23 protein-coding genes and 3 tRNA genes are annotated in these 23,339 nt (G+C 45.7%); 13 read left to right on the top strand and 13 right to left on the bottom strand.

Going from position 1 to position 23,339, the window contains the following annotated elements:
• Window positions 1–109 precede the first annotated feature (109 nt).
• Window positions 110–1,642 carry a 2,3-bisphosphoglycerate-independent phosphoglycerate mutase gene (gene gpmM / locus L4D74_RS19365; protein ID WP_428754097.1) on the bottom strand — a complete coding sequence of 511 codons (1,533 nt, stop codon included), beginning with the start codon at window positions 1,640–1,642 and terminating at the stop codon, window positions 110–112.
• A 383-nt stretch (window positions 1,643–2,025) separates the two neighbouring features.
• On the opposite strand from gpmM, the gene L4D74_RS19360 reads away from it, so the two are divergent.
• The 4 genes from L4D74_RS19360 to cysE all read left to right on the top strand — a co-directional run bounded on the left by L4D74_RS19360 (window position 2,026) and on the right by cysE (window position 5,237).
• Window positions 2,026–2,460, top strand: coding sequence for a rhodanese-like domain-containing protein (locus L4D74_RS19360; RefSeq protein ID WP_250618684.1), 435 nt, complete (start codon window positions 2,026–2,028; stop codon window positions 2,458–2,460).
• Window positions 2,461–2,621: 161 nt separating this feature from the next.
• Window positions 2,622–3,089, top strand: coding sequence for a protein-export chaperone SecB (gene secB / locus L4D74_RS19355; RefSeq protein WP_250618683.1), 468 nt, complete (start codon window positions 2,622–2,624; stop codon window positions 3,087–3,089).
• 175 nt (window positions 3,090–3,264) lie between these two features.
• Complete coding sequence (gene gpsA, locus L4D74_RS19350; protein ID WP_428754096.1) at window positions 3,265–4,287, top strand: NAD(P)H-dependent glycerol-3-phosphate dehydrogenase; 1,023 nt, start codon at window positions 3,265–3,267, stop codon at window positions 4,285–4,287.
• A 128-nt stretch (window positions 4,288–4,415) separates the two neighbouring features.
• Window positions 4,416–5,237: a serine O-acetyltransferase gene (gene cysE / locus L4D74_RS19345; RefSeq protein ID WP_428754094.1), complete on the top strand. Its 822-nt coding sequence runs from the start codon at window positions 4,416–4,418 to the stop codon at window positions 5,235–5,237.
• Window positions 5,238–5,287: 50 nt separating this feature from the next.
• Here the strand turns inward: cysE and L4D74_RS19340 are convergent, their stop codons facing one another.
• A complete protein-coding gene (locus tag L4D74_RS19340) occupies window positions 5,288–6,625 on the bottom strand; it encodes an MATE family efflux transporter (protein WP_489686387.1) in 1,338 nt (445 codons plus the stop codon).
• Window positions 6,626–6,857: 232 nt separating this feature from the next.
• Here L4D74_RS19340 and L4D74_RS19335 point away from each other — a divergent pair, with 232 nt between their 5' ends.
• From L4D74_RS19335 to L4D74_RS19325, 3 genes are all read left to right on the top strand, one after another.
• Complete coding sequence (locus L4D74_RS19335; RefSeq protein ID WP_102471149.1) at window positions 6,858–7,148, top strand: co-chaperone GroES; 291 nt, start codon at window positions 6,858–6,860, stop codon at window positions 7,146–7,148.
• Window positions 7,149–7,217: 69 nt separating this feature from the next.
• Window positions 7,218–8,855, top strand: a complete 1,638-nt coding sequence (gene groL, locus L4D74_RS19330; RefSeq protein WP_428754090.1) for a chaperonin GroEL — start codon at window positions 7,218–7,220, stop codon at window positions 8,853–8,855.
• Between the two features lie 188 nt (window positions 8,856–9,043).
• Window positions 9,044–9,610 (top strand): VC2662 family protein, encoded by a 567-nt coding sequence (locus L4D74_RS19325; protein ID WP_428754089.1) that lies wholly within the window; start codon window positions 9,044–9,046, stop codon window positions 9,608–9,610.
• 99 nt (window positions 9,611–9,709) lie between these two features.
• Here L4D74_RS19325 and L4D74_RS19320 read toward each other — a convergent pair whose 3' ends face one another.
• Window positions 9,710–10,192 (bottom strand): MgtC/SapB family protein, encoded by a 483-nt coding sequence (locus L4D74_RS19320; RefSeq protein WP_428754087.1) that lies wholly within the window; start codon window positions 10,190–10,192, stop codon window positions 9,710–9,712.
• 82 nt (window positions 10,193–10,274) lie between these two features.
• Window positions 10,275–11,297 (bottom strand): EF-P beta-lysylation protein EpmB, encoded by a 1,023-nt coding sequence (epmB, locus tag L4D74_RS19315; protein ID WP_428754085.1) that lies wholly within the window; start codon window positions 11,295–11,297, stop codon window positions 10,275–10,277.
• A gap of 34 nt (window positions 11,298–11,331) precedes the next feature.
• Here epmB and efp point away from each other — a divergent pair, with 34 nt between their 5' ends.
• Complete coding sequence (efp, locus tag L4D74_RS19310) at window positions 11,332–11,898, top strand: elongation factor P (RefSeq protein WP_250618675.1); 567 nt, start codon at window positions 11,332–11,334, stop codon at window positions 11,896–11,898.
• An 83-nt stretch (window positions 11,899–11,981) separates the two neighbouring features.
• Here efp and L4D74_RS19305 read toward each other — a convergent pair whose 3' ends face one another.
• From L4D74_RS19305 to frdA, 5 genes are all read right to left on the bottom strand, one after another.
• Window positions 11,982–12,677, bottom strand: coding sequence for a VV20781 family protein (locus L4D74_RS19305; RefSeq protein WP_428754083.1), 696 nt, complete (start codon window positions 12,675–12,677; stop codon window positions 11,982–11,984).
• A gap of 152 nt (window positions 12,678–12,829) precedes the next feature.
• Window positions 12,830–13,192: a fumarate reductase subunit FrdD gene (gene frdD / locus L4D74_RS19300; protein ID WP_265674879.1), complete on the bottom strand. Its 363-nt coding sequence runs from the start codon at window positions 13,190–13,192 to the stop codon at window positions 12,830–12,832.
• Between the two features lie 10 nt (window positions 13,193–13,202).
• Window positions 13,203–13,586, bottom strand: a complete 384-nt coding sequence (gene frdC / locus L4D74_RS19295) for a fumarate reductase subunit FrdC (protein ID WP_250618672.1) — start codon at window positions 13,584–13,586, stop codon at window positions 13,203–13,205.
• Between the two features lie 2 nt (window positions 13,587–13,588).
• Window positions 13,589–14,347, bottom strand: a complete 759-nt coding sequence (locus L4D74_RS19290; RefSeq protein ID WP_428754081.1) for a succinate dehydrogenase/fumarate reductase iron-sulfur subunit — start codon at window positions 14,345–14,347, stop codon at window positions 13,589–13,591.
• Window positions 14,347–16,164, bottom strand: a complete 1,818-nt coding sequence (gene frdA, locus L4D74_RS19285) for a fumarate reductase (quinol) flavoprotein subunit (RefSeq protein ID WP_428754080.1) — start codon at window positions 16,162–16,164, stop codon at window positions 14,347–14,349. Before frdA ends, L4D74_RS19290 begins: the two co-directional genes overlap by 1 nt.
• 248 nt (window positions 16,165–16,412) lie before the next feature.
• Here frdA and epmA point away from each other — a divergent pair, with 248 nt between their 5' ends.
• The gene (gene epmA / locus L4D74_RS19280) at window positions 16,413–17,384 is read left to right on the top strand and encodes an elongation factor P--(R)-beta-lysine ligase (protein WP_428754184.1); all 972 of its coding nucleotides are present in this window, start codon (window positions 16,413–16,415) and stop codon (window positions 17,382–17,384) included.
• A 35-nt stretch (window positions 17,385–17,419) separates the two neighbouring features.
• Here epmA and L4D74_RS19275 read toward each other — a convergent pair whose 3' ends face one another.
• The 4 genes from L4D74_RS19275 to rsgA form a co-directional block, all read right to left on the bottom strand.
• Complete coding sequence (locus tag L4D74_RS19275) at window positions 17,420–18,313, bottom strand: DMT family transporter (RefSeq protein ID WP_428754078.1); 894 nt, start codon at window positions 18,311–18,313, stop codon at window positions 17,420–17,422.
• A gap of 133 nt (window positions 18,314–18,446) precedes the next feature.
• Window positions 18,447–19,862, bottom strand: a complete 1,416-nt coding sequence (locus L4D74_RS19270; RefSeq protein WP_428754077.1) for an SLC13 family permease — start codon at window positions 19,860–19,862, stop codon at window positions 18,447–18,449.
• Window positions 19,863–20,103: 241 nt separating this feature from the next.
• On the bottom strand, window positions 20,104–20,976 hold the full coding sequence (gene asd / locus L4D74_RS19265; protein WP_428754076.1) for an archaetidylserine decarboxylase: 873 nt from the start codon (window positions 20,974–20,976) through the stop codon (window positions 20,104–20,106).
• Window positions 20,977–21,128: 152 nt separating this feature from the next.
• Entirely contained in the window at window positions 21,129–22,187 is a 1,059-nt protein-coding gene (rsgA, locus tag L4D74_RS19260) for a small ribosomal subunit biogenesis GTPase RsgA (RefSeq protein WP_428754074.1), read from the bottom strand.
• Window positions 22,188–22,284: 97 nt separating this feature from the next.
• Between rsgA and orn the strand changes: the two genes are divergently transcribed.
• From orn to L4D74_RS19240, 4 genes are all read left to right on the top strand, one after another.
• Entirely contained in the window at window positions 22,285–22,830 is a 546-nt protein-coding gene (gene orn / locus L4D74_RS19255) for an oligoribonuclease (RefSeq protein ID WP_428754072.1), read from the top strand.
• A gap of 177 nt (window positions 22,831–23,007) precedes the next feature.
• Window positions 23,008–23,083: transfer RNA gene (locus tag L4D74_RS19250), tRNA-Gly, on the top strand.
• 58 nt (window positions 23,084–23,141) lie between these two features.
• Window positions 23,142–23,218 (top strand) — tRNA-Met (locus L4D74_RS19245).
• 30 nt (window positions 23,219–23,248) lie between these two features.
• Window positions 23,249–23,324, top strand: a tRNA-Gly gene (locus L4D74_RS19240).
• Window positions 23,325–23,339 lie beyond the last annotated feature (15 nt).

Here is a 23,339-nt window from a genome sequence, read left to right as displayed (position 1 = left end):
GAAGAGGGCAAGTCCGTCTTAGGTCACTACTTTATTGAAAAGCGATAATAGGTGCAAGCATACAAAAACGCCGACGCATAAGCATCGGCGTTTTATCAGACTTGTGTCATTACTTTACAAGAATGTCGCCTGACATTTCAGCAGGAATGCTCATGCCTGTCATTGATAGCATGGTTGGTGCTAGGTCTGACAGTTTACCGCCTTCTTTGAACTCGATGTCCTGGTTACCAATATAGATAAGAGGAACAGGAAGATTGGTGTGAGCCGTATGAGTGCCGCCAGTGACTGGGTCAACCATCATTTCCGCATTACCATGGTCAGCCGTGATCAGCATTTGACCATCCACTTCTTTGATGGCTTCAACGATTTTCGCAACGCTTGCATCCAAAGCTTCAATCGCTTGTTCTGCAGCTTCGTAAACGCCAGTGTGACCAACCATATCTGCGTTTGGATAGTTACAGATGATAGTGTCGTATTTGCCTGACTTAATAGCAGCAACCATTTTCTCAGTCAGCTCTTCAGAGCTCATTTCTGGCTGTAGGTCATACGTCGCCACTTTTGGAGAAGCAACAAGCTGACGCTCTTCGCCGTCAAATTCGTTCTCAACACCACCATTGAAGAAGAAAGTCACGTGTGCGTACTTCTCTGTTTCAGAGATACGTAGTTGAGTCTTACCTTCTTTAGATAGCCACTCACCGTAGGTGTTTTCTAGAGATGCTGGTGGGAATGCGCAAAGCAGAGGGATATCGGCTGCGTATTGCGTTAGCATAACAAAGTCGACTGCTGGGAATACTTTACGCTCAAAGCCTTCAAATGCAGGAACGAATGCACGAGTGATTTCACGAGCACGGTCAGCACGGTAGTTCATAAAGATAACTGCATCGCCATCAACGATAGCAGCAGACTCTTGACCTTCAGCACGTAGCTCAGTTGGCGCAACAAACTCATCGTTTTCTTCACGAGCGTAAGCCGCTTCTAGACCAGCAACAGCCGAGTCAAACGTGTAGGCACCTTCTGCTTGAGTAAGCAGGTCGTAGGCTTTTTCAACGCGATCCCAGTTGTTGTCTCGATCCATTGCGTAGTAACGACCAACAAGAGAAGCCACACGGCCTTTACCAAGCTCAGTAAAGAGCGCTTCAAAGCGTTTTAGTGAACCTTCAGCACTGCGTGGTGGCGTATCACGACCATCTAGGAAGCAGTGTAGGTAGATTTTTTCAGCGCCACGCTCAGCAGCCATTTTAACGGCAGCGTAAATGTGGTCCTCGTGAGAGTGAACACCACCTGGAGACATTAGCCCCATAAGGTGAACCGCTTTACCTGCGGCGATGGCTTTATCCATTGCAGCAGCGAGTACTTCGTTTTGACCAAATTCACCGTCAGCGATAGATTTAGTAATACGAGTCAAGTCTTGGTAGACCACTCGGCCGGCACCAATATTAGTGTGACCCACTTCAGAGTTACCCATTTGACCATCTGGAAGACCGACGTCCATACCAGAAGCTGAAATAAGTGTGCGTGGATTGTTTGCCCACAAGCCGTCCATTACTGGAGTTTTTGCGTTGTTGATTGCGTTGCTTGCGTTATCTTCACGGTATCCCCAACCGTCAAGAATGACTAGAGCCATAGGCTTCTTAGCTGACATAGTTATAACCTCGTCGAATCTAAAATAACTTTACTGAAAACAAATTAGCGTAATTTTACTACACTTTTTAACCAAAACAGTAGTGGCAGATCAAATATTGTTTGTGATTACCGTAGCTTGTTTTCAGTTTTTTGAAAGTTAATTGCACACATTAATTGTTGTAATGAGGTAATCATAGACACAATGCGTCGCTGATTCCTTAAATGCTTAGCCATTAATAGCGCAGATGTAGGAGACAGACCAATTGTTTTGCGCTATTGCTGCAATAGCGAAAGAGGGATCTCAATTATTTATTCGAAACAAGTTCCCCCCTCGCCAGAGGGCGGCGAAGCCGTTATACTCCTCGTCTGAATTTCATCTTCAACTAATTAAGAGCGCAAGCTATGCAAGAGTACTTAGATTTTTTACAACAAAATATGATCATGGCCGTGGTTTGGGCCGCACTTTTTGTTGCTCTGATTGCCAACTTCGTGAAGTCTGCCAATGCAGCGTACAAAGAGATTTCAGCCGCGCAGGTGACTCAAATGATGAACCATGACAGTGCACTTGTTGTGGATATTCGTTCAAAAGACGATTTCAAACGTGGTCACATTACTGACGCTGTTAACGTACTTCCTTCTGATATCAAAGCTGAATCTACGCCTAGCCTTGAAAACAAAAAATCAGACCCAATCATTGTGGTATGTAAGACGGGTCAGACTGCACAAGAGAGTGCAAACTTGCTTGCTAAATCAGGTTTTGAACAGGTTTACGTGCTTAAAGGCGGCCTGTCAGCTTGGAGTGAAGCAAACCTGCCGCTGATTAAAGGTAAGAAGTAACCCTAGTAATTGAGTGTTTTCGCGGCATTTCTTACCTAGGGATGTGATAAATGCCACGGAATTAGCGGTTCGCCTAGTCATAAAACATCGGCTCGGCTAGTCTGCCAGACAACTCAAAAACGGTTTCGTTAATTTTAGACGTATTATAAAGGATATTCATCATGGCTGAAGCAGCACCTCAAGAAGCACAACAGAATTTCACAATTCAACGTATCTTTCTAAAAGATCTTTCTTTTGAAGCGCCGAACTCTCCGGACATGTTTCAAAAAGAATGGAACCCAGACGTTAAGCTAGACCTAGACACGCAAAGCCGTGAACTAGGACAAGGCGTTTACGAAGTGGTACTTCGTCTAACGGTTACGGTTAAGAATGCAGAAGACACAGCATTCCTTTGTGAAGTTCAACAAGGTGGTATTTTCACAGCTGAGCAAATGGAAGCAGGTCAATTGGCACATTGCCTTGGCGCTTTCTGCCCGAACATTTTGTTCCCTTATGCTCGTGAAACAATCTCTAGCCTAACGATGAAAGGTACGTTCCCACAATTGAACCTAGCACCAGTTAACTTTGATGCATTGTTCATGAACTACCTTCAGCAGCAAGCTCAAACAGAAGATCAAGCTGAAGCGTAATTCGCTGTGTGTTGCAGGGCTATCGCTTTGCAAGAACGAGTAATCTTTTTGAAAATGCACAGCGCCTAGCGATGTGCATTTTTTATTTTTACGGTTAAGGTTAAGCTTTTAGAAGACGAAAGTCTGAGAGACTAAACTGTTAGCTGTGGCTTTCAAATTATGACGTGGTGGTGTTATGAGTAACGCATACGGGAAAGAAATTTCAATGACAGTCATTGGCGCGGGCTCCTACGGGACATCGCTAGCCATTTCTCTGGCACGAAACGGTGCAAACGTAGTCATTTGGGGACATGATCCTGAGCATATGGCTCGCCTAGAGGCAGATCGAGCGAACCATGACTTTTTGCCAGGAATAGACTTTCCTGAGTCACTCATTGTTGAATCCGATCTTCAAAAAGCGGTGCAAGCCAGCCAGGATTTATTGGTTGTTGTTCCGAGCCATGTATTTGGTGTTGTGCTAGAGAGCATGAAGCCGCATTTGCGCGAAGACAGCCGTATCTGTTGGGCAACCAAAGGACTCGAGCCTGAAAGCGGTCGCCTTCTAAAAGACGTTGCTAGCGATATTATTGGTGATGGCTACCCTTTAGCGGTACTTTCTGGTCCGACATTCGCAAAAGAATTAGCGGCTGGAATGCCGACGGCTATTGCTGTCGCGTCGACTAATACGCAGTTTGTGACTGAATTGCAGGACAAAATCCATTGCAGTAAAACGTTCCGCGTTTATGCCAATGATGACTTCATCGGCATGCAACTAGGCGGTGCAGTTAAAAACGTGATTGCGATTGGTGCTGGTATGTCGGATGGCATTGGCTTTGGGGCCAATGCGCGTACTGCATTGATCACGCGAGGTCTAGCTGAAATGACTCGCTTAGGTGTCGCGATAGGGGCAAAGCCGGATACCTTTATGGGAATGGCCGGGCTTGGCGATTTAGTGCTGACCTGTACCGATAACCAGTCTCGTAACCGACGTTTTGGCTTGGCATTAGGTCAGGGTAAAGATGTCGATTCTGCACAAACTGAAATTGGCCAAGTGGTTGAAGGTTATCGTAATACCAAAGAGGTTTGGTTGTTGTCACAAAGAGTCGGTGTAGAGATGCCAATTGTTGACCAAATCTATCAAGTATTGTATCAAGGAAAGGATGCGATGCTTGCTGCGCAAGATCTACTAGCAAGGGATAAAAAAGCAGAGAAGCAATAAGCGTTGTAAAATAAGCGCTGAAGCATATGCGTCATCGCTTTGTGTGTTACGTTTACATTGATGTTACGCAAGATGGTGAAGTTACGACGCACGGCTTTTAAGGCTAGATACTACTCTTAGGACAGAACATGAAACACTGTGAAAAACAAAAAGTATGGCAGTGCATTATAAAAGAAGCGCGTAAGCAGTCGGAAGAAGAGCCGATGCTGGCGAGCTTTTATCATGCCACAATCATTAATCATGAAAGCTTAGGGGCGGCATTAAGTTATATTCTCGCGAATAAACTTAAGACCGCGTCTATGCCGGCCATGGCGGTACGTGAAGTGGTAGAGCAAGCTTTTGCAGCAGACCCTTCGATTACTGATGCTGCGGCTTGTGATATTTGTGCCACAGTGAATCGTGACCCTGCAGTTTCTATGTATTCAATGCCGCTTTTGTATCTAAAGGGATTTCATGCCCTGCAGGGTTATCGCGTCGCCAACTGGCTATGGAAGCAAGGCCGAGTCGCATTAGCCACGTATTTACAAAACCAGATCTCAGTGGCGTGCCAGGTGGACATTCATCCTGCGGCATGTATTGGTAAAGGTATCATGCTCGATCACGCGACAGGTATCGTCGTCGGTGAGACGGCGGTGGTCGAAAATGATGTGTCGATACTTCAAGATGTGACCTTAGGTGGTACAGGAAAAGAGGGCGGTGACCGTCACCCTAAAATTCGCGAAGGCGTGATGATAGGCGCTGGTGCCAAGATTCTTGGTAACATTGAAGTGGGCGTAGGTGCAAAAATTGGTTCGTGTTCAGTGGTACTGCAGGCCGTCCCTGCGCATACCACTGTCGCTGGGGTGCCTGCTAAAATCGTCGGTAAGCCTAAAACGGATATGCCTTCTTTAGATATGGACCAGCAATTTAATGGTAAGTCACAAACTTTTGTCGGTGGTGATGGTATCTAAACCTTAGTCAAACCAGCGATATCTTAATGGAACGTCTCAGAGGAAAAAGCTCAGTGTAAGCACTGGGCTTTTCGTATTTTTACCGCGTATAAATACGCCAGTATGCCGCCCACAACGTTACCCACCGCTACGCCAATGAAGAGCCCTTCCAACGAATACCAGTAATTGCCAATCGCCGCGGCGGGGAGTGTGAATATGAACAAACGCATCGCACTCCACATAAAGGCCTTATTCGGTAAGTGAAGCGCATTGAGTCCGCTGCCTAACATCATGATAATCCCCTGGAACCCGTAGCTAAATGGAACAACGAGCAAGTAATGCCACAGGATTTCCCGTACCGCCGCTTCTTGAGAAAACATGGCTGAAATCGGAATACTGAGTGGCACCATCATAATAAATACCATCAGCTGAAATAGGATTGAAAAACGCATGCTGAGGAATAACCCTGAGAAACTTCGCTCCGGTTGTTTGGCACCAAAGTTCTGCGACATAAAAGGCGTTAAGGCTGAGCTTAAAGAAATGAGGACCAGAATGAGTAAAGACTCCACTCGTTGCGCTGCGCCATAAGCGGCGATGGCAGCCGTGCCGTGAACGGAGAGCATCTTCATTAAGATAGCGCCAGAAATAGGCGACATCGCAGTGGATAAAGCAGACGGAGTGCCAATTTTCAAAATAGCTGCCCAGTCTTTTAGTAGAGCGGCGGGGTTAATTTTCCCCAGCAGTTTTTCGCGTTTAGTTAAGACGAAAAGCGAACCCAGCAAAGCGCCAAACCAAGCAAAACCACTGGCAATGGCGGCACCTTGAATACCGAGTTCAGGGAACGGACCTATGCCAAAGATGAACAGTGGATCCAAAATACCGTTTAATACTCCAGAGAGCATCATGATTTTAGCTGGCGTTTTGGTATCGCCTGTGGCTCGAATGGCACTATTACCTGCCATCGGGATAACCAACAGTGGGATAGTAAAATACCAAATCACCATGTATTGGTCGATGAGTGGAATGATATCGTCGCTGGCACCTAGCATGCGAAACAGCGGATCAATGGTAAATAGCCCAAGCGTAGAGGCGAGGGTGACCAAGATAACCGCAAGAATGAGACCATGAGTGGTAAATTGTGCGGCATTGCGAGTATTACCTTGTCCCAGTAGTCGACCAATGATCGTAGAAAGGCCAACACCAATGCCCATGGTGATGCAATTCACCCCAAATGTGACGGGAAAAGTAAAACTGACCGCGGCGAGTGACTGGGTACCCAGTAAAGCAATGAAGAAGGTGTCAACGAGGTTGAAAGCTAAGATTGCCACCATGCCAAACACCATGGGAACCGTCATTTGCTTGAGCACTGTGGGAATAGGGGCAGAAAGCAGCCCGTGCTTATCTTGCATAGAATTCATCGTTGATGAAACAGGGGCTTAGGATACAGGAATTCCATAAATCGTGCGAGAATCACATGGATCCTTATCTCTTGATGGTGGCAAAGCTCAATTTCGTTATTTTTGTCACAAAATTTTGGCGTCTGCCCCTTGGGATCAACCCAATCGCCCCCAACATAATTATCACAAGCCGAATTAAGGCATTCTCAAGCTAACATATTAATTAATTCAGGAGACACGACCGATGAATATCCGTCCTCTACACGACCGCGTGATCGTTGAGCGCAAAGAAGTTGAATCTAAATCTGCTGGTGGCATCGTTCTTACGGGTTCTGCTGCAGAAAAATCAACACGTGGTACGGTGCTGGCTGTAGGTAATGGCCGCATTTTAGAAAACGGGTCAGTTCAAGCATTGGACGTTAAAGTGGGTGACACGGTTATCTTCGCTGAAGGCTACGGCACGAAAACAGAAAAAATCGACGGTAAAGAAGTCTTGATTATGTCTGAAAATGACATCATGGCTATCGTAGAATAATTAAGTAGACGTTGAGTAATTTTTTACTCTAAACAAGCTATCCACTGAATTTAGATAAGGAAATAAACAATGGCTGCTAAAGACGTTAAGTTTGGCAACGACGCACGAATCAAAATGCTAGAAGGTGTTAACGTTCTAGCTGACGCGGTAAAAGTAACACTGGGTCCTAAAGGCCGTAACGTGGTACTAGACAAATCTTTCGGTGCACCAACGATTACTAAAGATGGTGTTTCTGTTGCGCGTGAAATTGAACTGGAAGACAAATTCCAGAACATGGGCGCACAAATGGTGAAAGAAGTCGCTTCTCAAGCTAATGATGCGGCGGGTGACGGAACCACGACAGCAACCGTACTGGCTCAATCTATCATTTCAGAAGGTTTGAAAGCCGTTGCTGCTGGCATGAACCCAATGGATCTAAAGCGCGGTATCGACAAAGCAGTATTGGCTGCGGTTGAAGAGCTAAAAGCGCTGTCTGTTGAGTGTAAAGATACCAAAGCTATTGCTCAGGTGGGTACGATTTCTGCAAACTCTGACGCGACAGTGGGTAACATCATTGCTGAAGCGATGGAAAAAGTAGGCCGTGATGGCGTTATTACCGTTGAAGAAGGTCAGGCTCTACAAGATGAGCTAGACGTAGTAGAAGGTATGCAATTTGATCGCGGTTACCTATCTCCTTACTTCATCAACAACCAAGAAGCTGGCAGTGTTGATCTAGAGAGCCCGTTCATTCTTCTTATCGATAAGAAAGTATCGAACATCCGTGAACTGCTACCAACACTAGAAGCGGTTGCTAAAGCATCTCGTCCACTGCTAATCATTGCAGAAGACGTAGAAGGTGAAGCACTAGCAACGTTAGTTGTGAACAACATGCGCGGCATCGTGAAAGTGGCTGCTGTTAAAGCTCCGGGTTTCGGTGATCGTCGTAAGTCTATGCTACAAGATATCGCAATCCTAACTGGCGGTACGGTGATTTCTGAAGAAATCGGCCTAGACCTTGAGAAAGTAACATTAGAAGACCTAGGTCAAGCTAAGCGCGTAACAATCACCAAAGAAAACTCCACCATCATTGATGGCGCGGGTGATGAAGCGATGATTCAAGGTCGTGTAACACAGATTCGTCAGCAAGTTGAAGACGCGACATCTGATTACGACAAAGAAAAACTTCAAGAGCGCGTAGCGAAATTGGCTGGCGGTGTAGCGGTGATTAAAGTAGGCGCTGCAACAGAAGTTGAAATGAAAGAGAAGAAAGACCGTGTTGAAGATGCACTTCATGCAACACGTGCTGCTGTTGAAGAGGGTGTTGTTGCTGGTGGTGGTGTTGCACTTATCCGCGCGGCATCGAAAGTTGCTGGCCTTGAAGGCGACAATGAAGAGCAAACAGTGGGTATCCGCGTAGCACTTCGCGCAATGGAAGCACCAATTCGTCAAATCACAGCAAATGCAGGTGATGAAGAGTCTGTGGTAGCTAACAACGTGAAAGCGGGCGAAGGTAACTACGGTTACAACGCGGCAACAGGTGAATACGGCGATATGATTGCAATGGGTATCCTTGACCCAACAAAAGTAACGCGTAGCGCACTACAATTTGCCGCATCGGTTGCGGGTCTTATGATCACAACGGAAGCAATGGTGACAGACGCACCACAAAAAGACGCACCAGCGATGCCTGACATGGGCGGAATGGGCGGCATGCCAGGTATGATGTAATTCATCAGAAAGTGCCTACAGAGCCAGGGGGAGACCTCTGGCTTTTTTTGTGCCTGCTTCAATAATAATCAATATCATCGCTAACATGTTACAGGATATGACAATATACTGACATTACCTATGGTTACCAACCATAGCATCGTCTATAGTTATGAAAGACAAACGATCATGTCAGTGGAGACAAAATAATGAAAAAAGTCGTATCAGCCATCGCAGTGGCAGCAGCACTATCTATTTCCCCGATGGCGCTAGCAGATAGCACGCCAGTTATGTTTTCATCTTTAAATGGATTTAATGCACCCGATGCCAATGCAGTTGGTGGTGTTCGTTTATCTGTTCTTCACGGTCAAGTGAATGAAGTGAAAGGTGTCGACTTCTCTGTATTAGGTATGTCTGAAACACAGCGTACAACCGGTGTAAACTTTGGTCTTTTCTTTGGTGCTTCTAAAGTGACTCAAGAAATGAAAGGTGCGTCACTTGGTATCTTTAACTGGAATACAGGTTTAACAACAGGTGTTAACCTTGGTATGGTCAACGTAACGAACGACGTAAAAGGCCTGAACTGGAGTGCGGTGAACTACTCTGAAGGTAACACTATGGCTGATATTGGTATCGCCAGTTTCTCTAAGAAATCTAATTTCCAATTGGGTATTTTTAACAAAACGAATACTATCGACGGTGTTCAGATTGGTCTAATTAACTGTGCAGACAACGGTTTCTTCAAGTGCTTCCCAATTGTTAACTTCGCTAAATAATTTTGATTCACTCAGTGTAATAACACGGAGTTAATTGCCAAAGCGTGAGATAAAAGCCCCGAATACTCGATGTTTCGGGGCTTTTTTATGCCTATATTTTTACTTTCTACGTTTTGAGCGTCGTTGGAAGGTTTGGTGGACACCGCGGCGTAAGCTTTGAAAGCTGCTCTCTGCTTTATCGACACCAAGTAGTATGGTGAGTGCCAGTAAAGTTAGGATGATGGAGGCCTTGTAATGCCCTAGCCCAATCATCATGCCCAGACCAGCAAGCAGCCAGATGACAGCAGCAGAAGTCACACCGTGGATTTTACCATTTTCAGACATCATGACTCCAGCGCCTAAAAAGCCGACACCAGTAATGATTTGTCCTAATACTCGGGCTTGATCAAGGGTATTTGGGGATAAGGATATCGCCATTGACATGAAGAGGTAGGTGCCAGAGAGCACTAAAATGGATGTTCGGATGCCAACGGGTTTACCACGTGTTTGCCTTTCAAGGCCAATAAGTGTGCCATTGAGCATACAGCATGTCAGTGCCTGCCATGAGAATGGACCTAAATCGAAAAACGCTGCTAATTCCACAAATATGCTCCCCTCAAAAAAAGCAGTATCTGTTTATTAGACCGGGCAGGCGAACAAATAAATTTTGTCGAGACGAAAAACGTTATTCAAGATGAAGATCGAGTGGCGTCTTGCTGGTTTTGCCTCCCTCTTCACGAGTAAGTTTGGGAACTAAATAGCCGGAGACACGCTCGATTAATCCATGCATTAGCTGTTTCGCTTGATGATCGTCGACAAAGTAATGCGCCGCACCTTGCACTTTATCAAGTACGTGCAGGTAGTAGGGCAGTATTCCACTGTTAAACAGTGCATGACTCAGCGCAACTTGGCTCTCAACATTGTCATTGATGCCTTTTAGTAACACGCTTTGATTAAGTACTGTGACGCCTGCTCGCTTGATTTGTTGTATCGCCAGCGATAGGGCGGGATTAATTTCGTTAGCATGGTTGATGTGTGTAACCAGAACGGTATTTAATCGCGTCTCTTGTAGTATCTCACACAGTGACTCCGTGATGCGGTCAGGAATCACCACTGGCAAGCGAGAGTGAATACGTAGAGTATTAACGTGCGAGATAGATTCTATATGTTGGATAAGCCATTCGATATCTTTGTCCTTCGCCATTAATGGATCACCCCCCGAGAGAATGACTTCGTTGATGTCTGGTTGGTTGGCAATATAGTCCAGCGCTAACTGCCAGTTTGCTTTGTTGCCTTTATTATCTTCATAGGGGAAGTGACGTCGGAAGCAATAGCGGCAGTTAACCGCACAGCCACCTTTGACTATCATTAACGCGCGACTTTGGTACTTGTGCAGTAATCCGGGAACCACGGAACCTTGTTCTTCTAGCGGATCTTCTGAATACCCAGCATGGACGTCGAACTCTTGGCTTAATGGCAGTACTTGTTGTAAGAGCGGGTCGTATGGGTTGCCTTTTTCCATTCGTTCGACAAAGCTTTGAGGGACACGCATCGGAAATAGTTTCCTTGCACGTAGGCCGCTTTCCCATGGCGCCGTATCAATTTCTAGTTGTTTAAGCAACTGATACGGGTCTGAGATCGCATTGGATAGCTGTTTGAGCCAGTTTTGCTCAACAGAAACAAGATTTCGGGTTATGATAGGCGACATTAAATTTTAACTCGAAGAATACTAAGAGGATACAATGGCTACTGTTAGCACTAATGAATTTAAAGGCGGTTTGAAATTAATGCTGGATAACGAGCCTTGCGTGATTCTAGAAAATGAATACGTGAAGCCAGGTAAAGGTCAAGCATTTAACCGTGTTAAAATTCGTAAACTACTGTCTGGTAAGGTGTTAGAGAAAACATTTAAGTCAGGCGAGAGCTTTGAAGTCGCTGACGTCATGGATATCGATCTAGATTACCTATACTCAGACGGTGAATTCTACCACTTTATGAACAATGAAACATTCGAACAAATCGCTGCAGACGTAAAAGCGGTGGGTGACAATGCGAAATGGTTGGTAGAAAACAACCCTTGTATGATTACACTTTGGAACGGCACGCCGATTTCTGTTACGCCAGCTAACTTTGTTGAGCTAGAAGTAACAGAAACCGATCCTGGTCTAAAAGGTGATACACAAGGTACAGGCGGTAAGCCTGCGACATTAACAACGGGTGCCGTTGTACGTGTTCCGCTATTTATTCAAATCGGTGAAGTGGTAAAAGTTGACACTCGTACTGCAGAATATGTAGGCCGTGTTAAGTAATATTGCTTTCGAGATTAAAAAGGTCGCTTAGGCGACCTTTTTTTATGTTTGAAATCCAGTTTATGTTTAAGACATAGAGGGCGTTATTCCTGCGGACGCCAACTTAATGCACTGGCAACCGTACCGAGCGCAAGGGTATTCATTTCTGTATTGGGTAAGTTGGCCAGTGTTTGAAGTGTTATCGTACCATTGGTTTGCGCGGCAGCAATCTCTTGGCTGCCTCTGCTAAAGCTATAGCCAAGCGGATTATCGACACTCATCAGTAGACCTTCACCTTCGTGAATCGACTCAACGTTAAAGTGGGTACTACCGAGTCGAATGAAGCCGATTTCTTTCTTCGCCGTTGATAGGCTGATCGCTTCAGACTTTCTTGCCATCTCATACTCACCAATCGCTTGACCCGCTTCACTGATCTGACAAATGTACGGCCCGTTACCACCAAACGAAAAGCTGCCGAGATCGACGCTGGTGCCACCGCCACTACAAACAAGTGTCCAAGTTTCCCCGCTGTCAGTGCGAGTGATTTCTGCAACCATGTCCCCTTCTTTACTATTAATGGTATTAAACCAAGAACTCGTGGACGCACTACGTGAGTATTTTCCGTGATAGAGACCCGCTATATCAAATGAACCTTCGGGACCGAATCCCCAAAATGTGCCATCGGTTTTTAGTGTGAGCTCTGGTTGTGCAGAAACCGCGTCTGATTTTTTCATATCAACGGTGCTACCACACCCAAAAAGAGCACTGGAAATAACCAGTGCGCAAATAGACTTTTTCATTGTTACATCTCTTTTTTATTATAAATCGGCGCGGATTGTATAGGGGGAGGAAATGAAGGAATGTAAGAGATTGTCTGAATGGATGATGGCTCACACACTGGTAGATAATAAAAAGGGTAGCGAATTCGCTACCCTTTTCGGCATTTTGAACGTTAAATCATAAAGATAAAGATCACTGCTAATGCACTAATAAGACCTGCAAAGAAATAGCACGCAATTTTGCCTGCCACACCAGCGTGAATTTTTAGATCATGCATACCATGGTGAAGGCGGTGCATCGCATGCCACATTGGTAAGGCTAATGTGGCGATGACAAAGAGTGCACCGATAAAGCTAGTGGCAAAGCCTGCAACTCGCTCATAGCTTAATGCTTGCGCGTCGATGATGCCCATTGGCACAAGAATGCCAAGGACAAGAATAGTAACAGGAGTAATCATGGCAAACCATGAGCCGCCTGCACCAAATAGTCCCCACCATACGGGCTCGTCTGAACGTTTAGGGTTTTGGTTAATCACAGTGGTCTCCTTAGACGATAATCAGCACAATGAGAGAAATTGCTGCAACGGCCGCCCATTGCGCGAGCACGATGGTTTTCTTTTCTACCGCTTTACCTTTTAATTTAATCGGCATGACTTGCGGCATCATGCTAAAAAAGGTTTGAGCGTGGAATAAGCTGCCCGCTAGTGCAACAATGTTGATGGCAATCACGATTGGATTGGCCATAAATGCTAGCCAGCCTTGCCAGGCCTCTGGTCCTTTCACCAGCGCCCCTAAACCAAAGGTTAGGAAAATTGTGAATAGAATCAGTGGCAATACCGTGGCTTCACGCAGCATGTAGAAACGGTAGAAAGGGTGATTTTTCCACCAAGTGCGTTTTATTTCACGAACGTACGGTTTTCTATTGCTCATGGTTATGCCTCCACATTCTTTGGTGAGCCATCAGGCTTAAGCATGGCAATAACAAAGTCTTTTGAAGATTCAATTTTGCCTTGGTTTACCGCAGCAGCCGGATCGACATTTTTAGGGCAAACATCCGAGCAATAGCCGACAAAGGTACAACCCCATGCGCCATTTTCACCGTTAATTAGCGCCATGCGCTCGCTCTTGCCATTGTCACGGCTATCGAGGTTATAGCGATGGGCAAGTGTCAGAGCGGCAGGGCCAATAAACTCAGGGTTTAGTCCGAATTGAGGGCAAGCCGCGTAACAAAGGCCACAGTTGATACAGCCAGCAAACTGTTTGTATTTGGCCATTTGCTCTGGCGTTTGCAGGTTTGCGCCATCTTCTGGGGTACGGTCATTGCCAATGATATAAGGTTTAATGGCTTCTAGGCGCTCAATAAACGGCGTCATGTCGACAATCAAATCTTTTTCGATTGGGAAGTTTGCTAATGGCTCGATGGTGACGCCACCCGTGTAGTCTCGTAAGAAGCTTTTACAAGCTAATTTAGGCACACCATTTACCATGATGCCGCAAGATCCACAAATCGCCATGCGACAAGACCAACGGTAAGATAAGTCTTTGTCTAGGTTATCTTTGATATAGCCAATAGCGTCAAGTACAGACATGGTTTCATCAAATGGGACATCAAACATCTGCATGCGAGGCTCAGAGTCTTTCTCCGGGTCGTAACGCATGATTTCTACTTTTTGAATGCGATTTGCTGACATTATGCTTGCTCCTCTGCATTGTTTTCTTGAGCAGCTTTTGCTTCGGCAGCGGCAGCTTTCTCAGCAGCTTCACCGTAAAGGCGCGCTTTAGGTTGGGATTTGGTGATTTTCACGTCGCTATAATCAATGCTCGGCGCGTTGTCTTCTTGGAAGAAAGCGAGAGAGTGTTTTAGGAAGTTTTCATCATCACGTTCTGTGCAGCCATCGTCTAAACGTTGGTGCGCGCCACGGGATTCTTTACGCAGAATGGCGGAGTGCACCATTGCTTCTGCTACTTCAAGACCGTAACCGACCTCGATGGCATAAAGTAAATCTGTGTTGAAGACTTTTCCTTTATCTTTAATGCCAATATTTTTATAACGCTGCTTAAGCTCAGCAATCTTGTCAAGTGTCGCTTGCATGAGATCTTCTTGACGATAGATGCCACAACCCGCTTCCATGGTATGACCCATCTCAGTGCGGATATCTGCCCAGTTTTCGTCACCATCTTGGTTGAGTAGGGCGGCAATGCGCGCTTCAACGGCTTCCACTTGTTTCGCAATTGCTGCGTCATCCCAGCCTTTAAAGGCTTGTGCACGTTCAACGGCTTGTTCACCTGCAACACGACCAAATACAACAAACTCAGCCAGTGAGTTGGAGCCTAGTCGGTTAGCACCGTGAAGGCCAACAGATGCACATTCACCGACTGCGAATAGACCTTGTATACGCGTTTCACATTGACCATTGGTCTCGATACCACCCATGGTGTAATGGACAGTTGGTCTAATTGGGATTGGCTCTTTGGCTGGATCAACGTTGACGTAAGCTTTGGCAAGTTCACAGATAAACGGTAGACGTTCTTGTAAGTACTCTTCGCCAAGGTGACGCAAGTCTAGGTGAACCACATCACCCAGTGGGTGTTTGATGGTATTGCCTTTTTGCTGCTCATGCCAAAATGCTTGAGAAACTTTGTCACGAGGACCCAGTTCCATGTATTTGTTTTTCGGCTCGCCTACTGGTGTCTCAGGGCCCATGCCGTAATCTTGTAGGTAACGGTAGCCGTTCTTGTTGACGATAATACCACCTTCACCACGACAACCTTCGGTCATCAGGATACCAGTGCCCGGAAGCCCTGTTGGGTGGTATTGCACGAATTCCATATCACGTAGTGGCACACCATGACGATAAGCCATTGCCATACCATCGCCAGTCACAATGCCGCCGTTAGTGTTACAGTGATAAACACGACCAGCGCCACCCGTTGCGAGTACAACAGACTTCGCTTTAATGGTCACGAGTTCGCCTTCCGACATATGAATGGCAATCAGACCTTGGACTTCGCCTTCCACAACAAGTAGATCAACCACAAAGTACTCATCAAATCGTTTGATTTGGTCATATTTCATTGAGGTCTGAAAAAGCGTATGTAGCATATGGAAGCCGGTTTTATCTGCAGCAAACCAGGTTCGTTCCACCTTCATGCCACCAAAACGACGAACGTTGACTTCGCCATTTTCTTTACGACTCCAAGGGCAGCCCCATTGCTCCATTTGGATCATTTCTTTGGTTGCGCTTTTGACGAAATACTCAACAACATCCTGTTCACAAAGCCAGTCACCACCGCCAACGGTATCGTTGAAGTGATTGTCTAGGCTATCTTCATCCTTGATTACAGCGGCAGAGCCACCCTCAGCCGCGACCGTGTGCGATCGCATCGGGTAAACTTTCGAGATAAGAGCAACTTCCATGTCAGGATTTGCTTCAGCGGCTGCAATAGCAGTTCGAAGACCAGCGCCACCAGCGCCGATGACTGCGATATCTGTGGTAATTGTCTTCACAGTTATCCTCCAGTGTGAGAGCGAGTTGAACTCGCGGGTGATAATTAGCGCTTAAATAAGCAGATAAAAACTAAGGGCTATAGTAGATAAGGCGCAGGGTAAAAAAATTGATTGAGTTAGGTTTTTTCATCGGAAATGCAAAGAGAGGCATAGTATTTATATGATGTGTGATTAACGTCACTTATAATTGTGGGGTATCTTTAAATTTGTACAATTATCAATAACTACAGCTAATGAGTTTGATTATGATTTACAACGACTGGCAACCTACAGCATCAATAGCTTTGCTAAAAAAACGAGCAGAGATTATTCACAACATGCGTCAATTTTTCTTATCAAGAGATGTCATGGAAGTGGAGACGCCAGCCATGAGCCATGCCACGGTCACGGATGTGCACTTGCAAACGTTTGACACTGAATTTGTTGGGCCAGGTTATGCAGACGGCAGGCGCTTGTATTTCATGACTAGCCCTGAATTTCATATGAAGCGACTGCTGGCGGCGGGGAGTGGCTGTATCTATCAGATAGCGAAGGCTTTTCGCAATGAAGAGAGCGGCCGTTACCATAATCCAGAGTTTACTATGTTGGAGTGGTACCGCGTTGGGTTTGATCATCATAAGCTGATGGATGAAATGGATGAACTATTGATGTTGGTATTAAAGGGAGAGAAAGCGGAGCGAATGACGTATCAACAAGCGTTTATTCAAGCACTATCCGTTTGTCCACTTACCGCTTCTATGTCTGAGCTTCGCGCCGCTGCCGGGACATTAGGCTTGTCTGATATTGCTGACAGTGAAGAGGACCGAGACACCTTATTGCAACTGCTATTTAGTATGGGCGTCGAAAGCCAAATTGGCTTGAACTCTCCCGCTTTTGTTTATGATTTCCCTGCTTCACAAGCGGCATTGGCGAAAGTGAATGCTAATGACCCAAGGGTGGCCGATCGCTTTGAGGTGTATTTCAAGGGAATCGAACTTGCCAACGGCTTTCATGAGTTGGATAACCCTAAAGAGCAACTCGCTCGCTTTGAGCAAGATAACCAAAAGAGGGTAGCAATGGGCTTACCTGTTCAACCGATTGATCATCATCTGATTGCTGCATTAGAGGCAGGGTTACCGCAATGTGCGGGCGTAGCGCTAGGGATTGACCGGCTGATTATGCTGGCTATCGGTGCTGAACATATCGATCAAGTGACGGCCTTTCCATTTCCGATAGCGTAATGTTCCTTAGTATCATTCGTTCCACTATTTTTAGCTTAACTGACGAGTATACCTGTACCAGTAACGGCGAGTAATGCACCTAGCCACGCGTAGCGGTTAGGTCGTTGCTTGGTGTATAACCAAAGTAGTGGTAATACCATAATAGGTGTTGTCGAAGAAAGCAGCGCCACCATGCCAACATTACCCGTTTGCAGTGCAAAGAGAATGAGCGTCATGCCAACAGCCATGGCAAGAAACCCGTTTAATGCAGTAATGCCGAAGATGGGCAGGGTAATTGGGTTGATACTTTTGGCAAGTCTCGCCCCAGTTAACCAAAATAGGCTATGGGCAATAAATGCTGTAATCATACGAATCGCAGATGCGGCAATAGGGTCGATAGCTGTTTGCATCACGGGTTTTGCTATAATCCCCCCAAGCGCCTGACACAGTGCCGCAGTAATACCGAGTGCGACACCCACCCAAACCTTTCCCTGAATCTCCTCTAAGCGACTTGCTGACGGCTTCGCCTGTTTACGACCAAAAAAGATAGCGGTGGCGACCCCAGAAAACACTAAAACCGAACCCATCAGTTCAATGGTATTCATGGTTTCAGAAAAAAGAAAGTAACCGAGTATGGCGGAGAAAACAGCGTGACAAGAGAACAGCAAACCCGCTTGGCGTGGTCCCATTCGATTTAAGCAAGCAAATAAGGCGGTATCGCCAATAAAGATCCCGATAAGGCCCGATAGTGCCATGGGGGTAATATGCGTATAGGCAACGCTTCCCCAGCCATTGGTGAGCAGTGCCATGGTGGTCAGTATGCAGGCAGTGCACCCCATTCTCCATCGACTATAGGCAAAAGAGCCGAGGTGGCGCGCTGGCGTGACAGAAATAATACTGGAAACCGCCCACAAAAAGGCGGCAATAAGCGCAAACCACTCAAACCCCATGAGTTTCCCTATTCAATTCGAAATCCTATCGCTAAACAGGTTGTACTATGCGGTGTAGTAAAGTGCAATGAAATCCCCCCGTTAGGATTGATTTCATTGCTGCCAAAGTGCTCGACTAAGTGCGATATCGTGCTTAGGTTAGGATCCAAGCTGCGAGATAGACGATGAGTAGGCCAACAACGCCTAGGATAAGCCCCATTTTTGCCATGTCTTTGCTTTCAATTAGACCAGTAGAGTAGGCAAGCGAGTTTGGAGGGGTGGAAACAGGAAGAATCATCCCTAAAGATGCTGAAAATGCGACAACGACGAGCAGACCTTGTAAACCACCAATAGTGGCCAGGCTTTCCATTGAGGCGCCAATGGCGGCAGCGATAGGCATGAGTAAGTTTGCTGTGGCAGTATTCGACATGAAGTTAGCCATTAACCAACATACGACAGAAAGTGTTAGCACTACAGCCATTGGCGATAGTGATTCATAGTCGATAGCGTGGGCGAGTGCTACGGCGAGTCCGGTTTTATCTAAGCCAATGCCAATAGCAATCCCCCCTGCCACTAACCAAAGCACATCCCAGTTAATGAGCTTAAGTTCTTCTTTACCCATGATCCCTGTCAGAGTAAATACAGCAAGAGGAATAATGGAAACCACATAGGTATTCATACCGTGTAGCTTGGTCGTCATCCAAAGCAAAATGGTGGTGGCGAACGTAGCGTATACCACGATAGCTCGCCAGTTCTTTTGGAATGACCCATTTAGCTTTAACACCATCTTATCCTGTGAGGATGGGAAAAAGCGTTGTAATAAAAACCAAGCAATGGTCAGTTGAATGATGACAAAAGGCAGCCCCATCATCATCCACTGCAGGAAGTCGATAGTGTTCTCCCCTGTGAGGTATTGCAATGCTATCGCATTGGGTGGCGTGCCGATTGGTGTCGCTATCCCCCCTGTATTCGCGGCAATAGGAATACATAACACTAAGGCTTTGATGCCAATGTCACCTTTAGGGGCAGAAGCGACAATGGGACCAAGTAATGCCAGCATCATCACGGTAGTGGCGGTATTCGACATAAACATCGAAAAGACAGCGGTGATCAGCATTAAACCCAGCATGATAAATTTCGGCTGCTGGCCAAAAGGCTTAAGTAAGACGCGTGCGAGGTTGTTGTCGAGTTCGTATTTAGACGCGGCAATCGCTAAGGCAAAGCCACCCATAAATAAAATAATAATCGGCGATGAAAAAGCGCTAAAGATGTCGGTATATTTCATCAACTCACCTAAGTCGTGTCCCGCTGGTGGCGTGCGAAATAGGTGCAGTCCTTTATCTGAAATCATCACCAGTTCTAAGGCGATGATAAGAATTGAGGTGGCAAAAACAGGAACAGGTTCTAGAACCCAGAGTAGCGCTGCAAGCAAGAAAATAGCGAGTAGTCGATGTTGAATAAGCGTGAGATCGTCGATGGGAATGGCATCAATAGGCATCATTAACACACCAAGGGGAACCATGAAGCAGATCAGGAGCCGGATCAAAACCCCGTTATTTATCTTGGGCATAGGCAATATCATCTCAAATCAAAAATTCATCTAACAAATAGATTAAAAGATAATCGCCATAAGGTCTTCGACTGAGGTTAGAGTTTTGAAAACATAGAGGATTTTTTGGTGAGATTATTGTCTTACGTCAACAATTCGTATCAAGCAGAATCGTTAAGAAAACTGAGAATAAGGCAATAAAAAACGGCGCAAATTTGCACCGTTTCTTTTGACTGGCCTAGTTATTTACATACTTAGCTAGTTAGCTGTCGCTACGTTCTGCCGCATGAGCATAAGGTGTGCCCATAACAGTAGGGGTGGTATTCGCCATCGTCTCATCAAAACGGATGCTATTATGGGCAAACAAGTTAATAACCGTTGAGCCCAGCTTAAAGCGACCCATCTCTTCACCTTTTTTCAACACAACAGACTTATTGCCTTCGGCAGGGTAATCCCAAGTGTGAACCGAACTTCCAGTCGGTGGTGTTACAGTGCCAGCCCAGATCAGCTCGATACTGCCGACAATTGTTGCACCGACAAGAACTTGCGCCATTGGGCCAAACTCTGTATCAAAGATACATACCACTCGTTCGTTGCGGGCAAACAGATTGGGTACATTTTCTGCTGTGAGCGGGTTGACCGAAAACAGGTCACCAGGTACATAAATCATTTGGCGCAATGTACCATCGCATGGCATGTGTACGCGGTGATAGTCGCGGGGAGAAAGGTATAGTGTTGCAAATTCGCCATCGGTAAACTCTTTAGCGAGGTCTTCACTTCCGCCCAATAGTTCTTGTGCCGTGTAGTGATGGTTTTTAGCTTGGATTAGCTTACCATCTTCAATGGGACCAAATTGGCTCACACACGCATCTGCGGGGTGGGTGATGACAGATTCACCTTCGGCAATTGGTCGAGTACCAGGTTTGAGTTCACGAACGAAAAACTCGTTAAAAGTTTCGAAGTGAGCCGGGTCTGAGTACAAAGCCTCATCTAAATTGACGTTATATTGTTTTACAAACCAACGAATGATAGCTGTCGTTAGACCACCAGCTTTTGCTGATGCTAGTTTACCGACTAAACGGGTTAAACCGTGTTTTGGTATCCAATATTGAAGTCCAACTTTAATCTTATCCATTGCTTACTATTCCAACATTAATTGAGTATTTCTAATTCAGGGCGCGAGATATTAATGTAAATCTCACAAAATGTCAGTACTTAGTCCAATTCCAGTGCTGACGTTGTGCGTGATGGCAAACTCGCGGCATAAAGACAAACGTAGATTCTTAATCAACCAAGATCCGCTTTCTTGTTGCGCGAGTATTGTCGATTGGCTTTGTTTTCACCCATGCTTTCCAAAATTCGGTGATAGTTATCAAAGCGACCTTTATCGATGTTACCGTTTTCAACCGCTTCCCTTAGAATGCAGCCAGGATCGTCTAAGTGTTTGCAATCTCTAAACTTACAGCCACCTAGGTAAGGGCGAAATTCGACGAACGCTTCGGTAATTTCATGAGGCTCTAAGTGCCACAGTCCAAATTCACGAACCCCTGGAGAGTCAATAAGATCGCCCCCTGACGGGAAGTGATAGAGTCTGGCGGCCGTGGTTGTGTGTTGGCCTAACCCTGAGTTCTCAGAGATCGCGCCTTCTTCAATTTCTAATTCAGGCATGAGTGCATTGACTAAGCTTGATTTGCCTACGCCAGACTGCCCAACAAAGATGTTCACTTTATCTTTGAGGTAGCTTTCCAGTTCTTGGATTCCTTCGCCGGTTTCTTTACTGACAAAGGCAACGTCATAGCCAATGCGCTTATAAGCGTTCAAAGAGGCATAAATATCAGCTTTGTCGTCTTCAGAAATCAGGTCAACTTTGTTTAAAACCAGCAGAGGCGCAATTTGCAACGTTTCCGATGCAACAAGATAGCGGTCAATGATGTTAAACGATAAATCCGGCGCAATGGCAGAGACAATAACCATTTGGTCAACGTTGGCTGCAACGGGCTTTAGACCATCGTAATAGTCTGGACGGGTGAGTATTGAGCTGCGCGGCTCAACGGCCTCTACAACACCAGAAATACCATGCATCGATTCAATGCCTACACGCCATTTTACATGATCGCCAGAGACGAGAGACTCGATTCCACGTCGTAAATTACAACGATGAACCTCTTGAGTTTCAAGATCTTCAATGTCGGCATGTTGGCCAAAGCGAGTAATCACTAAACCTTGTTTGACCGCTCCTAGCATGGTTTCATCCCATTGAACGGTTTCTTCTTGTTTAAGTTTTTTGCTTTGGTTGCTGCGTACTCGACGCACTTGACCTTTGGTTAGTTTTTTCTTTTTCGCCACGATATTCTATGATGCCAATGCATCAAACCATTTGGGTTACTGAAATTTATTTCGGTATAGTACCTCTTTTAGCGGAAAACAAATAGACGAGGGCGTTATGTCTTTTAGCGATCAGAATTTAATCTGGGTTGATCTCGAGATGACAGGACTCGATCCTGAGCAACATAAAATCATCGAAATAGCGAGTATAGTGACAGACAGTCAATTGAATATTCTTGCTGAAGGTCCAGTGATTGCGATTCATCAGCCTGAGGCTGAGTTAGCAAAAATGGATGAGTGGTGCACGAATACTCATACTGCGAGCGGGCTCGTTGCTCGTGTGACAGAGAGTACGTACACAGAACAGCAGGCAATTGCAGAGACGATAGCGTTTTTAGAGCAGTGGGTACCAAAAGGGGTATCACCGATTTGTGGCAACAGCATTGGGCAAGATCGTCGTTTCTTATACAAGCACATGCCAGAGCTTGAGGAGTATTTCCACTATCGTTACATTGACGTAAGCACCTTAAAAGAACTGACTCGTCGTTGGAAGCCAGAGATTTTAGATGGCTTTAGCAAACAAGGTACGCATTTGGCGCTTGACGATATTCGTGAGTCGATCGCTGAACTAAAATACTATCGTGGAACTGTTTTCTCCATTTAGTTGAATCTTTATTGGAAGCGGAGCGGGGTTGATTTGCTCTAGTTTCTAGAAAAATAAGGTGTTTTTGTGTGCTTTTTCATCAAACAGAAAAAAAATGAATGTTTTTTATCGATAGGACTTGCATCACAAAAAAATGCTCTTATAATTCGCAGCCCTGAACAACGAAACACGTTCAATGCGATACTAGCTCAGTTGGTAGAGCGCAACCTTGCCAAGGTTGAGGTCATCGGTTCGAACCCGATGTATCGCTCCAYTTTCTCTTRGTAGAAAGTGAYAGTTCTCATCGTACTTAACGRTGACTACAATTCGGACGCGGGATGGAGCAGTTTGGTAGCTCGTCGGGCTCATAACCCGAAGGTCGTTGGTTCAAATCCGGCTCCCGCAACCAYATTTAATCAATAGCATTTGCTGTTGATATGCGATACTAGCTCAGTTGGTAGAGCGCAACCTTGCCAAGGTTGAGGTCATCGGTTCGAACCCGATGTATCGCTCCATTTTCTCTTAGCAGG

It is taken from the genome of Vibrio cionasavignyae, assembly GCF_050337155.1.
GTDB classification, from domain to species: Bacteria; Pseudomonadota; Gammaproteobacteria; order Enterobacterales; family Vibrionaceae; genus Vibrio; species Vibrio nomapromontoriensis.
The sequence above is the reverse complement of the archived record's forward strand: the minus strand, read 5'-3'. Positions and strand labels throughout refer to the sequence as shown.

Bases quoted from the DNA above. Each gene is read 5' to 3' on its own strand.
- gpmM (WP_428754097.1), bottom strand. From the start codon at position 1,642: ATGTCAGCTAAGAAGCCTATGGCTCTAGTCATTCTTGACGGTTGGGGA.
- L4D74_RS19360 (WP_250618684.1), top strand. From the start codon at position 2,026: ATGCAAGAGTACTTAGATTTTTTACAACAAAATATGATCATGGCCGTG.
- secB (WP_250618683.1), top strand. From the start codon at position 2,622: ATGGCTGAAGCAGCACCTCAAGAAGCACAACAGAATTTCACAATTCAA.
- gpsA (WP_428754096.1), top strand. From the start codon at position 3,265: ATGAGTAACGCATACGGGAAAGAAATTTCAATGACAGTCATTGGCGCG.
- cysE (WP_428754094.1), top strand. From the start codon at position 4,416: ATGAAACACTGTGAAAAACAAAAAGTATGGCAGTGCATTATAAAAGAA.
- L4D74_RS19340 (WP_489686387.1), bottom strand. From the start codon at position 6,625: ATGCAAGATAAGCACGGGCTGCTTTCTGCCCCTATTCCCACAGTGCTC.
- L4D74_RS19335 (WP_102471149.1), top strand. From the start codon at position 6,858: ATGAATATCCGTCCTCTACACGACCGCGTGATCGTTGAGCGCAAAGAA.
- groL (WP_428754090.1), top strand. From the start codon at position 7,218: ATGGCTGCTAAAGACGTTAAGTTTGGCAACGACGCACGAATCAAAATG.
- L4D74_RS19325 (WP_428754089.1), top strand. From the start codon at position 9,044: ATGAAAAAAGTCGTATCAGCCATCGCAGTGGCAGCAGCACTATCTATT.
- epmB (WP_428754085.1), bottom strand. From the start codon at position 11,297: ATGTCGCCTATCATAACCCGAAATCTTGTTTCTGTTGAGCAAAACTGG.
- efp (WP_250618675.1), top strand. From the start codon at position 11,332: ATGGCTACTGTTAGCACTAATGAATTTAAAGGCGGTTTGAAATTAATG.
- L4D74_RS19305 (WP_428754083.1), bottom strand. From the start codon at position 12,677: ATGAAAAAGTCTATTTGCGCACTGGTTATTTCCAGTGCTCTTTTTGGG.
- frdC (WP_250618672.1), bottom strand. From the start codon at position 13,586: ATGAGCAATAGAAAACCGTACGTTCGTGAAATAAAACGCACTTGGTGG.
- L4D74_RS19290 (WP_428754081.1), bottom strand. From the start codon at position 14,347: ATGTCAGCAAATCGCATTCAAAAAGTAGAAATCATGCGTTACGACCCG.
- L4D74_RS19275 (WP_428754078.1), bottom strand. From the start codon at position 18,313: ATGGGGTTTGAGTGGTTTGCGCTTATTGCCGCCTTTTTGTGGGCGGTT.
- L4D74_RS19270 (WP_428754077.1), bottom strand. From the start codon at position 19,862: ATGCCCAAGATAAATAACGGGGTTTTGATCCGGCTCCTGATCTGCTTC.
- asd (WP_428754076.1), bottom strand. From the start codon at position 20,976: ATGGATAAGATTAAAGTTGGACTTCAATATTGGATACCAAAACACGGT.
- orn (WP_428754072.1), top strand. From the start codon at position 22,285: ATGTCTTTTAGCGATCAGAATTTAATCTGGGTTGATCTCGAGATGACA.